The organism is Halomonas sp. AOP25-F1-15 (genome assembly GCF_052378675.1).
GTDB lineage: Bacteria > Pseudomonadota > Gammaproteobacteria > Pseudomonadales > Halomonadaceae > Vreelandella > Vreelandella casei.
In genome coordinates this window covers 21998-36956 of sequence record NZ_JBQSXV010000005.1, presented here as the reverse complement: position 1 = coordinate 36956, position 14959 = coordinate 21998, and the positions used below count along the sequence as shown (strand labels likewise).

The 14959-nt window shown below is 54.3% G+C and carries 12 protein-coding genes; 1 reads left to right on the top strand and 11 read right to left on the bottom strand.

The window, feature by feature from the left end:
- Positions 1-49 precede the first annotated feature (49 nt).
- The 4 genes from mazG to cysM form a co-directional block, all read right to left on the bottom strand.
- Positions 50-904 carry a nucleoside triphosphate pyrophosphohydrolase gene (gene mazG, locus ACT3TF_RS10730; RefSeq protein ID WP_096280463.1) on the bottom strand — a complete coding sequence of 285 codons (855 nt, stop codon included), beginning with the start codon at positions 902-904 and terminating at the stop codon, positions 50-52.
- Positions 904-3180, bottom strand: a complete 2277-nt coding sequence (relA, locus tag ACT3TF_RS10725; protein ID WP_096280466.1) for a GTP diphosphokinase — start codon at positions 3178-3180, stop codon at positions 904-906. Before relA ends, mazG begins: the two co-directional genes overlap by 1 nt.
- Positions 3181-3381: 201 nt before the next feature.
- The gene (gene rlmD / locus ACT3TF_RS10720) at positions 3382-4782 is read right to left on the bottom strand and encodes a 23S rRNA (uracil(1939)-C(5))-methyltransferase RlmD (RefSeq protein WP_096280471.1); all 1401 of its coding nucleotides are present in this window, start codon (positions 4780-4782) and stop codon (positions 3382-3384) included.
- Between the two features lie 2 nt (positions 4783-4784).
- Positions 4785-5729: a cysteine synthase CysM gene (gene cysM / locus ACT3TF_RS10715; protein ID WP_193063578.1), complete on the bottom strand. Its 945-nt coding sequence runs from the start codon at positions 5727-5729 to the stop codon at positions 4785-4787.
- Positions 5730-5820: 91 nt separating this feature from the next.
- Here cysM and ACT3TF_RS10710 point away from each other — a divergent pair, with 91 nt between their 5' ends.
- Positions 5821-8538 carry an ATP-binding protein gene (locus ACT3TF_RS10710; RefSeq protein ID WP_444672204.1) on the top strand — a complete coding sequence of 906 codons (2718 nt, stop codon included), beginning with the start codon at positions 5821-5823 and terminating at the stop codon, positions 8536-8538.
- 54 nt (positions 8539-8592) lie between these two features.
- On the opposite strand, the gene acpS is transcribed toward ACT3TF_RS10710, so the two are convergent.
- The 7 genes from acpS to lepA all read right to left on the bottom strand — a co-directional run bounded on the left by acpS (position 8593) and on the right by lepA (position 14910).
- Positions 8593-8970 carry a holo-ACP synthase gene (acpS, locus tag ACT3TF_RS10705; RefSeq protein WP_193062712.1) on the bottom strand — a complete coding sequence of 126 codons (378 nt, stop codon included), beginning with the start codon at positions 8968-8970 and terminating at the stop codon, positions 8593-8595.
- Between the two features lie 34 nt (positions 8971-9004).
- Complete coding sequence (gene pdxJ, locus ACT3TF_RS10700; RefSeq protein WP_444672203.1) at positions 9005-9859, bottom strand: pyridoxine 5'-phosphate synthase; 855 nt, start codon at positions 9857-9859, stop codon at positions 9005-9007.
- Positions 9860-9913: 54 nt separating this feature from the next.
- Positions 9914-10609 carry a DNA repair protein RecO gene (gene recO, locus ACT3TF_RS10695; protein ID WP_444625562.1) on the bottom strand — a complete coding sequence of 232 codons (696 nt, stop codon included), beginning with the start codon at positions 10607-10609 and terminating at the stop codon, positions 9914-9916.
- Between the two features lie 8 nt (positions 10610-10617).
- Positions 10618-11517: a GTPase Era gene (era, locus tag ACT3TF_RS10690; protein ID WP_193062679.1), complete on the bottom strand. Its 900-nt coding sequence runs from the start codon at positions 11515-11517 to the stop codon at positions 10618-10620.
- Positions 11514-12206, bottom strand: a complete 693-nt coding sequence (rnc, locus tag ACT3TF_RS10685) for a ribonuclease III (protein ID WP_096280489.1) — start codon at positions 12204-12206, stop codon at positions 11514-11516. The genes era and rnc overlap by 4 nt, the downstream gene beginning before the upstream one ends.
- 67 nt (positions 12207-12273) lie before the next feature.
- Positions 12274-13077, bottom strand: a complete 804-nt coding sequence (lepB, locus tag ACT3TF_RS10680) for a signal peptidase I (RefSeq protein ID WP_444625563.1) — start codon at positions 13075-13077, stop codon at positions 12274-12276.
- Positions 13078-13092: 15 nt separating this feature from the next.
- Positions 13093-14910, bottom strand: coding sequence for a translation elongation factor 4 (gene lepA / locus ACT3TF_RS10675; RefSeq protein WP_193062675.1), 1818 nt, complete (start codon positions 14908-14910; stop codon positions 13093-13095).
- Positions 14911-14959 lie beyond the last annotated feature (49 nt).

Below are 14959 nucleotides of genomic sequence, written 5' to 3'. Positions count from 1 at the left end.
ATGGCCTCCTTGCAAAGGTCGCATCATCATTAGATTAAGCATGATTAAATCAGGAATGGCTGGGGTGTTTTTCTTGTGCTTTAGCTGCCTGCCAGTGGGCCTCCATTTCATCTAGAGAGGCATCTTGTAGCGGCCGCTGGGCAGCGCTAAGTTCGCGCTCAATATGGCGAAAACGGCGTTCGAATTTAGCATTAGTGGCACGCAGGCACTGTTCAGGGTCTGCATTCAGCGTGCGGGCAAGATTGGTTACCGCAAACAACAGGTCGCCCACTTCTTCTTGGGCATGCCGCTGGTCGCCGGCGGCAAGCGCCTCCTCGACTTCGGCCAGCTCCTCACGAATTTTGGCTACTACGCCTTCAGCATCAGGCCAATCGAAGCCCACCCTTGCGGCCCGTTTAGACAGCTTAGCGGCGCGGCTAAGTGCAGGTAGCGTGCGCGGCACGTCGTCGAGTACCGACGGCATATCGGCGGCTTTTTCGGCGCGCGCTCTTTGCTCACGCTCTTCGGCTTTCAGCGACTCCCAGCGGCTGTTGACCTGCTGAGACTGTATCTCTTCAGCGCTCACGCCCGGCGAGCGGCGCGAGGCAAGCGTGCCGTCGGGAAACACGTGGGGATGGCGGCGCAGCATCTTAGCGGTCAGCGTATCGACAATGTCAGCAAAGTCGAAGCGCTGCTCCTCTGCACCGAACTGAGCATAATAAACCACTTGGAAAAGTAGGTCGCCTAGCTCGCCGGGCAGTTCATTGAAAGCACGCCTTTCAATGGCATCGGCCACTTCATACGCTTCTTCCAATGTGTGCGGCACGATGCTGTCCCAATTTTGCTGCAGATCCCACGGGCAGCCCTGCTCGCAATCGCGCAGCACCTGCATAAGGGTCAGCAGATCATCCATACGGTGGCGCATTATGCTCCTCCCTTGCGACGTTGGTGATCGGGGTCGGCGTTACGCAGGCGGCGCACTTCGGTGACGTTAGGCAACTGCTGAATACGTGAAAACAGACGACCCAGTGACTCAAGGCCATCCACTTCTAACGTTATCCGCAGACGAGCGATGCTCTCGTCGGTATTGGTTAAGGTATTGACGGCGAGGACGTTGACCTTTTCATTACCCAATAAGCTGGTGACATCACGCAGCAGCCCCGAACGATCCCAGGCTTGAATTTCAATCGTCACCGGATAGCGCGTCTGGGCACGCTCGCCCCACTCTACCTCAATAATGCGTTGAGGCTCGTCCAGGCGTAATTGCAAAATATTGCTGCAGTCCTGACGATGAACGGTGACGCCACGCCCTTGAGTGATAAAGCCAACAATTGGCTCGCCGGGCACCGGACGGCAGCAATTCGCCATACTGGTTTTGAGATTGCCTACGCCAAGCACCGTAATATCGCTTTTCGTGGCCTTGCTCGATTGGCGCTTAGGCTTGGCAAGCAGCCGGTCGAGCTGCTCTTGGTCATCGGTCTCGCCGAACAGCTGCTGCGCCTGGTGAAGCACTTGGCCAATACGTAAGTCACCGGCGCCGATTGCGGCATACATATCCTCAGCATTGAGGTAGTTCACGGCCTTCGCCAACCTAGGCAGGTCAAGGTCTTCGACATCTAGACGGCGCATCTCGCGGTCAAATAGCGCGCGCCCTTCGTCAAGGTTCTGATCCCTCGCCTGGTGCTTAAACCACGCTTGTATTTTGGCTCTGCCGCGGGAAGTTCGCACGTAGCCCAGGCTAGGGTTTAGCCAGTCGCGGCTAGGCCCGCCTTTAGTGGCCGTTAGAATCTCCACCTGCTGGCCGGTTTTCAACTTATAAGTCAGCGGCACAATGCGGCCATTAATTTTGGCGCCCCGGCAACGGTGGCCTATTTCCGTGTGCACGCGGTACGCAAAATCGATGGGGGTCGCGACACGCGGCAGGTCAATCACATGGCCATCTGGGGTAAAGACGTAGATACGGTCAGGGGCGACATCGCTGGCCAGTCCTTCGCGGAGATCGCCAAAGCCGCCAACTTCGTCCTGCCACTCCAGCACTTGACGCAGCCAAGCGATTTTTTCTTCGTAGCTACGACTTTTAGCGTTGGTATCATGGCCTTTGTAGCGCCAGTGGGCACAAACGCCTAGCTCGGCTTCTTCGTGCATGGCGAAGGTGCGAATCTGAATTTCGAGCACCTTGTTTTCTGGCCCCATCACGGCCGTATGCAGTGACTGATAGCCATTTTTTTTGGGGTTGGCGATATAGTCGTCAAACTCATTGGGCACATGATGCCAGCGCGAGTGAATAATCCCGAGTACGGTGTAGCAGTCGGTCACCTCAGGCACCAAAATGCGCACCGCGCGCACATCGTTGACCTGGGAGAAGTCGATCCGCTTGCGCTTCATCTTTCGCCAGATTGAGTAGATGTGCTTGGCGCGACCATCCACGTCATAGCGGTGAATGTGCTGAGCTTCCATCAAGGCTTTGATGGTTTCCACGACATCATGAATATAACGGTCGCGGTCAAGGCGCTTTTCCGCCAGTAGCTTAGCAATCGCTTTGTATTCATCTTCGTGCAAATAGCGAAACGAGAGGTCTTCCAGCTCCCACTTAAGTTGACCAACCCCTAGCCGATGCGCCAGCGGGGCATAAATATCGGCAACTTCACGGGCAACCTGTAAACATTTTTCCAGCGGCGCATCTTTGACCTGACGCAGCGCACAAGTACGCTCGGCGATTTTGATCAGCGCCACGCGCACGTCACCGACCATATTGACCAGCATTTTGCGCAGATTTTCCTGCTGATTATGCTGCCCCATAGCATGGTCAGGCGCCAGCGGATAGCTGATCGCAGCCATTTGCAATACGCCATCAATGAGGCTGGAAACCTCACTACCAAAACGCTTGGAGACGCCCTCAAGGCTGAGTAAACCCTCTCGCACAGAGCGATAGAGCACTGCGGCTTCAAGAGTGGCTTGATCGAGCTTCAAATCACCAAGAATATCCGCCATTTCCAGCCCCATTCGGAAGCTAGAGCCGGGCGATAGCCAGACGCGATGCGTACGTGGCGCCTCAATTTCCAGCGTTTCGGCTAGTTTACAGGCGTCGACTAATCGCTCAGGATCCCTTAGGCGCACATCTTCTTGCAGGCGCGTTAACCATTGTTGTATGTCTACCTGCCCGCTAGCAGTGAGCGGTTGGTCCTCACGCACTTTTACCATGACAATAATTCATCCATTCAGAGAAGTGGTCTCCACACGACCGCCTCCGTGGCTCGATGCGATGGGCGAAAATAAAACCCGGCACTTCCAACCTATCAGCCTACAAAGCGCTTGCTTAACTAACAACAACTTAAATAATCTTTGCTTAAAACCATTTACTTAAAACCGTTCACTTAAAACTGCTTACTTAAAACCATCCACCTAAACACCATCAACCTCAAACAGCACCAGCGTTTCCATATGCGCAGTGTGAAGGAACATATCGGCGACGGCCACTTGCTTCACACGGTAACCCGCATGCACAAGATGTGCCGCATCTCGAGCAAGCGTTGCGGGGTCACAGGAAATATAGACCACTCTGGGCACCCGATGGTGAGCTAGCGCCTGACATATTGCCTCACCGCCGATGCGTGGCGGATCAAGCACCAGCGCGTCGCTATCACGGTGGGTGGCTAACAGCGCTTTAACGTTCGCGGGGTCGCTCAAATCTCCCTGCTCACCGCTTACCACCAGTTGATTACGCGCAGCATTGTCGGCAATGCGCGCCACCATGGCGGGGTTTCCTTCTGCCGCATGTACTTCAGCGCCGGCTGCTGCGATGGGCAGGCTGAAATTGCCAATACCCGCAAACAGGTCGAGTATTTTTTGCCCAGGCTTAGGCGCTAGCCATTCAATCACCTGAGCCACCATTTGCTGGTTAACCTGAGCGTTGACTTGTAAAAAATCGCCTGGCGCAAAGCTGAGCGCAAGCGGCGGCTGCCCGTCGAGCGTCAGCGATTCTTCCAACACCGGCGGCGCACCATCCCAGTGCAGCGTGGGCGTTTCACGCCCCAGCCAAGTGCCCAACGTTACCCGCTGGCTTTGCGCAAAGGCCTTCCAGCGCTCGGCATCCGGTGCGTGTTCTTTTAACTGACGGACTAACACTACCTGCGCACTCGGCGTTGCCAGTAGTTCGATATGACCTACCTGGCGCGGAGCCTCTAGCGTTTGCAGCAGTTCACGCAGGGGCGTTAGCAGCTGCTGTAAGGAGTCAACCAATACTGGGCACTGTTCAATGTCGACCAGCCGATGGCTATGGGCGGCCCGAAAACCTAGGTGGGTACCGCCTTGGCTATCTACTTTGACGCCTAACCGGGCACGCCGCCTATAGCCCTGGTCACTGCCCTGAATCGAACTAATGTCGCCCAGCGTGATGCCCTGACGCGCAAAGAGATCGCGCACCACGTCGCGCTTATGCGCACGCTGCGCGTCAATATTCAAATGCTGCAAATCGCAGCCGCCGCAGCGGCCAAAGTGTAGGCATGGCGGCGTTACGCGCTGCTCAGAGGTGGTCAACAGTGATTTGATATGCGCTTCGTCGTAGCGTTTGCGCGTCAAGTGAATAGCGACATCAACCCGCTCACCCGGCAAGGCCTGAGCGACAAACACGGTCTTACCATTGGCCGCATGGGCAACACCACGGCCATCATGCGCTAAGCGCTCAATCACTAACGGTGAGCTATCTTCGGAGAGGGCATGCACCCCTTTGCCACCTGGCGTACCCGCTAAACCAGAATGGCCCGATGCAGGCCTTGCTGGCCGCCGCTTTCCCAACATAGCCATCGTTATACTCCTGGGGCAAAAAGGCCGGTGGAAAGATAGCGGTCACCGCGGTCACAGACGATAAACACGATCACGGCATTTTCCGTTTGCTCTGCGATACGCAGCGCACCTGCCAAGCTGCCACCGGAGGACACACCCGCTAAGATGCCTTCTTCACGCGCTAGACGTCGCATATGCTCTTCCGCCTCTTGCTGGCCGATATCCAGGGTGACATCCACGCGAGGCGCTTCAAAAATAGCCGGCAGGTATTCTTTCGGCCAACGACGTATACCGGCGATGCTGGCGCCATCAGCAGGCTGCAAGCCAATAATTTGAATTGCCGGATTCTGCTCTTTCAAATAGCGCGATACGCCCATGATGGTGCCGGTGGTGCCCATGGAGCTTACAAAGTGAGTCACTTCCCCGCCCGTTTGCTGCCATATCTCAGGGCCGGTTGTACGGTAATGCGCCAGCGGGTTATCCGGATTAGCGAACTGGTTGAGCGGCTTACCTTCCCCTCTGGCTATCATGTCATCCGCAATGTCGCGAGCCCCTTCCATGCCTCCCGCTTTGCTTGCCGAAATTAATTTTGCCCCGTAGGCAGCCATTGCCTGCTTACGCTCATCCGAGGCATTTTCTGGCATTACCAGCACCATCTGATAGCCTTTAATCGCCGCTGCCATGGCAAGCGCAATACCGGTATTGCCTGAAGTTGCCTCTATCAGTGTATCGCCGGGAGAAATTTCGCCGCGGGCTTCTGCCTCTATTAACATAGACAGTGCTGGGCGATCTTTGACCGACCCCGCGGGGTTATTACCTTCAAGCTTGGCTAGCAGTGTATTGTTGCGCCCAGCGCTAATTCGCTTCAGCCGCACCAGCGGCGTATTGCCCACCACATCTTCTAGCGTAGGATAGTTTGTAAAATCGTTTTTGAGATCGTTTTTGAAATCGTTCTTGAAATAGCTCATCGAACATTCCTTATCGTAACCGTTATGCTGCATTATATCGGTGCTGCCTCGGCCTGGACAGGCAACCTCATTGAATCAGCGAGCTTCTTTCATGTCTTTGAATACCCGTCTGCTGTTTGCCTTACTCGGTCTACCCCTTTTGGTATACGCCATCATGGCCGTACTCCTGATGGTACAGAACGATGCCCAGACGCATACCATGAAAAAAGAGCGCTTAGAAAATGCTGTCGAACTAATAACACCCAGCCTCAGTGAGGCAATTGCTGATGCCGACCTTGAGCAGCTTGAGAACTTAGCGCGTCAGCTACTGAGCCTCAATGGACTGAGGACGGTTGCGGTGTTTAATGAGCAAGGCAGTCGCCTATTGTTACTTGGCAAGCCCGCCCCCGTGCCGCTGAGTCCACCGGCGGATCAGCAGCTTATTATTGATGACGATAGGTGGCGATTACGCATACCGCTCACGACGTTTAACGCTAGCGATTTAAATATCCTAGGCTGGCTAGATGTAGAAATGGAAATCCGTGCGCTGACGCTTGAGCGCTATAAATTGATTGCCAGCCTTAGCCTAGGTGGCATGCTACTGGGGCTGCTGTTGTTTTTAATCGCCTTTGCCATCAGCCGTTACGTTACCCGGCATATTGAAGAAGCCAGTCATGCTTTGTATCGATTATCCCGCGGCGATTATCAGCTGCGTTTAGCGTCCTCGGGTGCCGCGGAACTTAATCACCTCTATACCCATGTCAATACCCTTGCGGAACACTTTCAGCAGTCGCAGCGCGATATGCAAACGCAAATCGAGCAGGCCACCAGCGAGCTGCAAGCATCAATGAAAACCATTGAAGAGCAGAACATAAAGCTCGATTTGGCTCATCGCAGCGCGCTGCGTGCAAACGCTGTGAAGTCTGAATTTCTTGCCAATATGAGCCATGAAATCCGTACACCGCTGAACGGTATTATAGGCTTTTGCCGATTACTGGGCCGCTCATCACTGGACACCCGCCAGCAGGAATGGCTTCAACACGTGCATCGCGCCAGCGACAACCTGCTCATGTTGGTTAATGACGTGCTCGACTTTTCTAAGCTTGAGGCCAATCGCCTTACCCTAGAAGAAGCCGATATTGATATCGTGACGCTGGTCGATGAGGTTATGGGGCTGCACGCGCCAGAAGCCCAGCGTAAGCAATTGCATTTAGTGGCGATGGTATACGACGATGTGCCGACACCGCTATGCGGCGATCCGCTACGCATCCACCAAGTATTGAACAACTTAATCAGCAATGCGCTTAAGTTCACCCATCAGGGTGAAGTGATTGTTCGCGTCATGCTGGATAACCATGAAGGGCAGCATGTGGTGCTGAGCATCAGCGTCAGTGACACCGGCATTGGCTTAAGCGACACCCATCAGCAGGCGTTATTTAACGCGTTTACTCAAGCAGAGCCCAGCCATTCGCGCCAGTTTGGCGGCACCGGCTTAGGGCTAACCATTTGTCGCCAGTTGATTGAGCGCATGGGTGGCGAGATCAGCGTTGAAAGCGAGCTTGGCACGGGCACTACGTTCTCGTTTACGCTGCCAATGCTAGCGCATAAAGCCATTGAGCGCCCCCCGGAAATCAGCTTAGATAATCCCCATATACGCCTGTATGAAGAACACCTGCCCACTCGGCATATGCTGGAGCATTTGCTTCAGCGCTGGCAAGCGATACCGATGCCAGTAGATGCCTTAGAGCAGGAGCAGCTGCTAATCCTTGGGCTAGAGCACAATGATTTTAGCCTCGAACGTCAAACCCATTGGCAAAACGTGATTGATCAAACCCCGTGTCCGGTGTTGATTTTAGCCAATAGCAATAGCTTCGACCTGCCGCCACTGCGTTTAACCTATGGTGGAGAAACGCTTTATAAGCCCTTTTCACGTGATCAACTGGCAACCTCGCTGTATCAACTGCTATTACCTGCGCTTATTCCCAGTAAGCCTGCAGACCATCCCAACTCGCCCCCTACGGAGTCGCCGGTCTTAAAGCTTTTGATTGTGGACGATAATGCGCCGAACCGGGAGCTGCTTAAAAGCATGCTAGAAAGCCCGACAATTCACATCACAACGGTAGAAAGCGGCCATCACGCGCTAGAGTTCGCACGCAACCATAACGTTGATATGGTGCTAATGGATATTCGCATGCCGGGGCTAGACGGCGTTCAAACCACTCACGCGCTGCGCCGTCTGAGCAGCACCTGGGCACGCTGCCCGATTGTGGCCGTTACCGCCCACGTACTCAGCAGTGAGCGCGAAAAGTGGCTGGCGGAGGGTTTAGATGACGTACTCATCAAACCCATCGATGAGACGCAACTGCACCAGCTACTGAGTAGATTTTTAAGCCAGACCCACCGACTTGCCGATTTTACGACACCACCGTCCTCACCGAGGGGCGCTAAAATGGCCATTAAACCTCGCTATGCCAATACCAAGCCTGCGACATTACCAGTGGTGGATTTGGAGCTGGGAGCGCACCTAGCGGGCGGCAAAGACTACCTAGCGCGCGAGCAGCTAAAGCGGCTAATTGACAGCCTTGAAGAGAGTGAAAAGCAGATGCGCGGCGCTTACTCACAGCAAAACTTGGCGACGCTGCTGGATTGGGTGCACGGCTTGAATGGCGCTAGCCGCTACTGTGGCGCGCCTGAATTGGCGTTGCTGGTAGAAACGCTGGAAACCCGGCTTCGCACCAGTGGTTTAGCCCATGTACATGGGCTCTTAGAAGACCTGTATAGAGCCATGGCAAAGCTGCGAACGTATCGCCCGCTGCTACTTAGGCATTAGTGCAGGTTCTTTCAACCAACGCTATAGGTTACACGGGCCTGATGGTTGAAGCGGCTAGCGCTCCAACACAACGAAGGCCACCGCATACTCAGCCTCGTCGCTTAGCGTGACATGGCTAGCTGTAACGCCCGCCGCCAGAAGGAGCCGTTCGGCCTGGCCACTGAGCACAAAATGTGGCTTACCCAAGGTGTCATTAAGCACCTGAATATCACACCACTGCATGCCTTCTCGCAGGCCTAGTCCGAGCGCTTTCACAAACGCTTCTTTAGCGGCAAACCGTTTGGCCAAGAAGGCGGCAGGCTGTGACTTTTGCAGCCACGCAGCATGCTCATCAGGGCCTAAAATACGCTGAGCAAAGCGCGGACCGTGACGTTGTATAGCCTGTACAAAGCGCTCAACGCGGGCAATATCAGAGCCAATTCCCACAATCATCGCCAACATAACCTCTAAACAAAGAAACCGCTCATTAGTGCCCGCAGCATCCGTTATGGCGATGCTCAGAATCACCTTCATGGCCAGCGCTCTCGCCATGTGAATGGTCGTGTTCCAGGTCATGAGCATCTAACGCGGCCATTAAGCCGGCCTCTTGGCCGGCAATGATCAAGCGTTTCATCTCCTGCACGGCCTCTTTGAGACCCACGAAAAGCGCGCGTGCCATGATGGCGTGACCAATATTGAGCTCGTTAATGCCCGGCAATGCGGCAATCGCCTCAACGTTATGGTAGTGCAACCCATGACCGGCATTGACGACTAACCCCAGCGACACGGCATGAGTGGCGGCAACGGTTAAGCGATGATATTCCGCATTCGCGGCATCGCTGCCAGACCTAGCTTGCGCATAGGCACCGGTGTGCAGCTCGATAGTGGGTACGCCAGCACGGTGGGCTGCGTCAATCTGAGCTTCCTCAGGATCAATAAATAGCGAAACATCACAGCCTACCGCGCGTAGACGCTGGCAAGCGCCCGCAATCACGTCAAAGCTACCAACGACGTCCAAACCGCCTTCGGTGGTTAACTCTTCACGCTTTTCAGGCACTAAGCAGACATGCGCAGGACGCACCTCCTCAGCCAAAGTGAGCATCTCTTCGGTAACGGCCATTTCCAAATTCATGCGCGTATTAAGCATCTCGGCCAAAATGCGCACGTCTCGCGGCTGTATATGGCGGCGGTCTTCGCGCAAATGCACCGTAATCCCATCGGCACCGGCTTCCTCGGCGACTAAAGCCGCCTGCACGGGGTCAGGATAACGCGTGCCTCGGGCTTGGCGAAGTGTCGCAATGTGATCAATATTGACGCCTAACAGTATCCGAGGGGGATGCATAGTGCCTCCAACGCAGCAAGAAAATAAGAGTTTATAAATTATCAAATACAGCCATTAAGAACGTTGACGACGGCGAGCCAAATCGAGCATCAGCTCCCGTGAGCGCAAAACGGCGGTGCCTAGGTGAGGCGCTAGCGCCGCGCGCATAACGGCCTTAAGCGCATTGGCAAGTCCTTCATGCTGCCAATCGCCTTGCTCAATGTAGCGCAGCGTTCGGCCGTCTATCCCGCGCTCGGAAACGGCAAACGCCCTACTAGCGGCATCGAAACGATAGCGCAAATGGGGATCTAAAACACCACCGTCAAGCGTCGTAAACTGCGGCGTTGCCTCCAGCGTTTCTAGCAGCGCCCATTCATAGCGGCGCAGCGCTAGCGCACGTTCGGCAGGGATCGGCAGTGCTTCTAACAGCACCGTATAAAACGCAAACACGTCCGGCGCCGATAGTTCTAATGGCATAAGCCGCGTGGCGATTTCGTTCGCATATAGCCCGCATAGCAGCCCTTCACCCGCCAGAAGCGCCGTTTGCCCGCGAGACTCCATCAGCGTAAGCCGCTTCAACTCACGCGTGCCTTGCCAGGTGACAAATAGCGGGGTGAATGGCTGCAAGCGCTGGCGCGACTTTGAACCCGGCCGCTGACCGCCGTGAGCAACGGCACGCACCCTACCGTGGTTGAGCGTTAGTAGATCGACTAACGCGCTGGTTTCACGGTAGGGCCGCCGGTGCAGCAAAAAAGCCGGCTCCGGCGGCATCGCTAGGCTCAATCTAGGTCGTAACCCAGGCTTTTCAACGCGCGCTCATCGTCTGACCAGCCGCGTTTTACTTTAACCCATAGGTTGAGCATTACTTTTGTGCCTAGCGCGCGCTCCATATCCAGACGCGCCTCACGCCCAATGCTCTTGATCCGGTCGCCGTTTTCACCAATCAGTATGACTTTCTGACCTTGGCGCTCGACCAGAATCAACGCGCTGATGTGCGTCACCCGCTCTGTTTCGCGAAACTCTTCAATTTCAACGGTCATCTGATAAGGCAGTTCATCGCCCAGTTGGCGCATGACTTTTTCACGTACCATCTCAGCCGCCATAAAGCGCATGCTTTTGTCGGTAATCTGATCTTCGGGGAAAAAGTGAACGCTTTCAGGAAGGTATTTAGCCACCTCGTCTTCTAGCGTGTCTACCTGGGTGCCGTGCTTGGCGGAAATAGGCACCACCGCGGCGAAATCACGCCGCGCACCGACCTCTGCTAGCCACGGTAGCAGGTCGCCTTTTTCACTCAGCCGATCAACTTTGTTAACGGCCAGAATCACCGGCGCTTTTACATGTTCCAAGCGCTTGAGAACGGCCTGATCTTCTTCCGTCCAGCGGGTGCGGTCAATGATGAACACCACGCAATCAACGTCGCGCAACGCCTGAGTCGCCGCTTGGTTCATAAAGCGGTTAATCGCTTTATTACGATCTTTGGACATAATATGCATGCCCGGGGTATCGACATAGACAAACTGCGTCTCTTCAACCGTTTTAATGCCCATCACCTTATGCCGCGTGGTTTGCGGGCGCCGTGATGTAATCGACACCTTCTGCCCTAGAATACGGTTCATGAGGGTGGACTTGCCCACGTTGGGTCGACCGACAATGGCAACGAATCCACAGGATTGGCTCATGATTTGTCTCCAGGACTTTTTTCAAGATACGAAAGCGCTTCTTCTGCCGCTTGTTGTTCAGCATGGCGGCGGCTAGGGCCTTTACCGGTGGTATGCTCAGTCAACAGGTCAATGTAGCATTCCACGGTAAAGGTCTGGGCATGCGCCTCACCCTTCACGCAGACAACTTCATAGCGCGGCAATGCCGCTTGGCGCGACTGAAGAAATTCCTGCAACCGGGTCTTTGGATCTTTTTGGGTATCTTGTAGCGAGATATTGCCAAGCCGCTCTGCATACCAATCCAATACGCGATCACGCACAACGTCCATGCCGGCATCCAGATAGATAGCGCCAATGATGGCTTCAACCGCGTCTGCCAAAATTGATTCGCGCCGGTGTCCGCCGCTTTTCATTTCGCCAGACCCTAGCCGCAAACATTCGCCAAACTCCATTTCACGCGCAAGTTCGGCCAGCGTTTGGCCTTTCACTAGTCGCGCGCGTAGGCGTGAAAGCTGGCCTTCGCGTGCCTGAGGAAAGAGCTGAAACAGCGCTTCGGCAATCACAAAGTTGACAATAGAGTCACCTAGGAACTCCAGGCGCTCATTGTTACGACCACCGAAGCTGCGGTGGGTCAAGGCCAACTCCAATAGCATATCATCGCCAAAGGTATGGCCGATTCGTCGGCAAAAAGCGTTCAAGGAATTACTCACAGCTCTCCTACGTCATTGACGTTAACTAAAGTGACATAACTGACTAAACTCAACGTAAGCAAAACCTTCATTCAATGCGCCGCACGCTGGTAAAACTCGGCAATCCGCCGTCCCAGTGCATCCATACCGCAAAGGCATGACCGACAATATTCTCTTCCGGCACAAAGCCCCAATAGCGGCTGTCGTTGGAATGATCACGATTGTCACCCATCATGAAATAGTGCCCTGCAGGCACTTCCACTTCACGCATTTGCGGGCCAGGGTCGCGCGGGTTGTTATAAACAAAGTGATCAGCGTCACCTAGCGTCTCTGCTAACAGTAGCTGCTCAGGAGAGGCCTCAGGGCCTTCTTCAGTCAGCTCTTTAGCAATCGGCTCACCGTTAATATAAAGCTGCTTGCCCTCATAACGAATGCGATCTCCCGGCAACCCCACCACGCGCTTGATGAAATTCACCGAGGGCTCGTCAGGAAAGCGAAATACCATGACATCGCCACGCTCAGGGTCATCAACTTCGATAAACCGGGTATTCACCACCGGCAACCGCAGGCCGTAGGCAAATTTATTGACCAGGATAAAGTCGCCCACTTCGAGCGTAGGCCGCATTGAACCCGAGGGGATCTGGAACGGCTCAACAATAAAACTGCGCACTACGAGCACGATCAACAGCACCGGAAAAAACGAACGGGCGTAATCGACGGGCCACGGTTCTTTCAGCAGCTTTTCACGGGTGGGCTCGTCTAACCCTTCCTGGGTATTGGCATCAGCTGTCGCAACACGCTGGCGACGTTTAGGCCTTAACAGCACCACGTCGAGCAGGTAAATAACGCCCGAAAGCGCAACGGCAAGTACCAGAAGTAATGAAAAATCCATGGGTGGTATTCTTTCCTAGTCGTTAACCTTGAGCACAGCAAGGAAGGCATCCTGAGGGATTTCCACACGCCCTACCTGTTTCATGCGTTTCTTACCCGCTTTCTGTTTCTCGAGCAGTTTCTTCTTACGGCTAACATCGCCGCCATAACACTTAGCCGTTACGTTTTTACGCAGCGCTTTTACCGTTGAACGTGCCACGACCTGGCCACCGATAGCGGCCTGAATAGCTACGTCAAACATCTGCCGTGGGATCAGCTCTTTCATCTTCTCCACCAGCAGACGACCGCGATGATGGGCGTGATCGCGGTGGATAATGACCGCTAGCGCATCTACTTTATCGCCATTAATAAGCACATCAAGGCGCACCAACTTGGCCTCTTCAAAGCGCTCGAAGTTATATTCAAGCGATGCATAGCCTTTGGAGATCGACTTTAAGCGGTCGAAGAAGTCCATGACCACTTCCGACATGGGCAATTCGTAGGCCAGCTGAATTTGATTACCCAGAAACTGCATGTCTAGCTGAGTACCACGGCGCTGTTCGCATTCCGTAATGACGTTGCCAACATACTCCTGAGGAACCAAAATATTAGCGCGCACTACCGGTTCGCGCATTTCATCAACATCGGCCATATCTGGCAATTTAGACGGGTTGGAGACGTAGTTAAGGTCGCCATTTTTCATCGCCAGCTCATAGACAACGGTCGGCGCGGTGGTGAGCAGATCAATATCATACTCACGCTCAAGCCGCTCCTGAACGATTTCCATGTGCAGCGTGCCCAGAAAGCCCACCCGGAAACCAAAACCCAATGCATCGGAGTTTTCAGGCACATAGGCAAGCGAGGCATCGTTAAGTGCCAGCTTCTCAAGGGCGTCACGAAAGTCTTCGTAATCATCCGCACTCACCGGGAACATGCCGGCGTAAACCTGCGGCTTAACTTTCTGAAAACCGGGCAACCGTTCAACGTCGGGCGTTTTAGTGTGGGTAATGGTGTCGCCCACGGGCGCGCCGTGAATCTCTTTGATACCGGCCACAACAAAGCCGACTTCACCGGCACGCAGAATATCCGTCTGCTTACGCATGGGCGTAAACACACCCACCTCCGTGGCGTTCCAGTCGCGGCCTGTCGATTTAATGCGGAGCTTATCGCCTTTGCGCAGCGTGCCATCAAATAGCCGCACCAGCGATACAACGCCTAGATAGTTATCAAACCAGGAGTCGATAATCAGCGCTTGCAGCGGCGCATCTGGATCACCTTTGGGCGGCGGAATATCGCGCACCAGACGCTCTAAAAGTGCATCAATACCAATACCGCTTTTAGCTGATACCTGACAGGCATCGGTCGCATCCAGACCGATAATTTCTTCAATCTCTTGCGCCACACGATCAGGATCAGCCTGGGGCAGATCGATCTTATTCAGCACTGGCAGTACTTCTAGCCCTTGTTCAATGGCGGTATAGCAGTTAGCGACCGACTGAGCTTCCACGCCCTGTGCGGCATCAACGACTAATAGCGCGCCCTCGCAAGCATAAAGCGAACGGGATACTTCGTAGGAGAAATCGACGTGGCCCGGCGTATCGATAAAATTCAGCTGGTAAACTTGCCCATCGCTTGCGGTGTAATCCAGCGTGACCGACTGCGCTTTGATTGTAATACCGCGCTCGCGCTCGATGTCCATGGAATCAAGCACTTGCTCTTTAAGCTCTCGGGCGGTTAAGCCGTCACAGGTCTGAATAAGACGGTCAGAGAGCGTCGATTTACCATGATCAATATGCGCGATGATGGAGAAATTACGTATGTGCTTGAGTTTTCCGTTGGGAACGTCTTGGGACATCGATTCTGTTCTGCCTTAGTGGTACGCAAGCGGCCTCAATTGCAGGCCG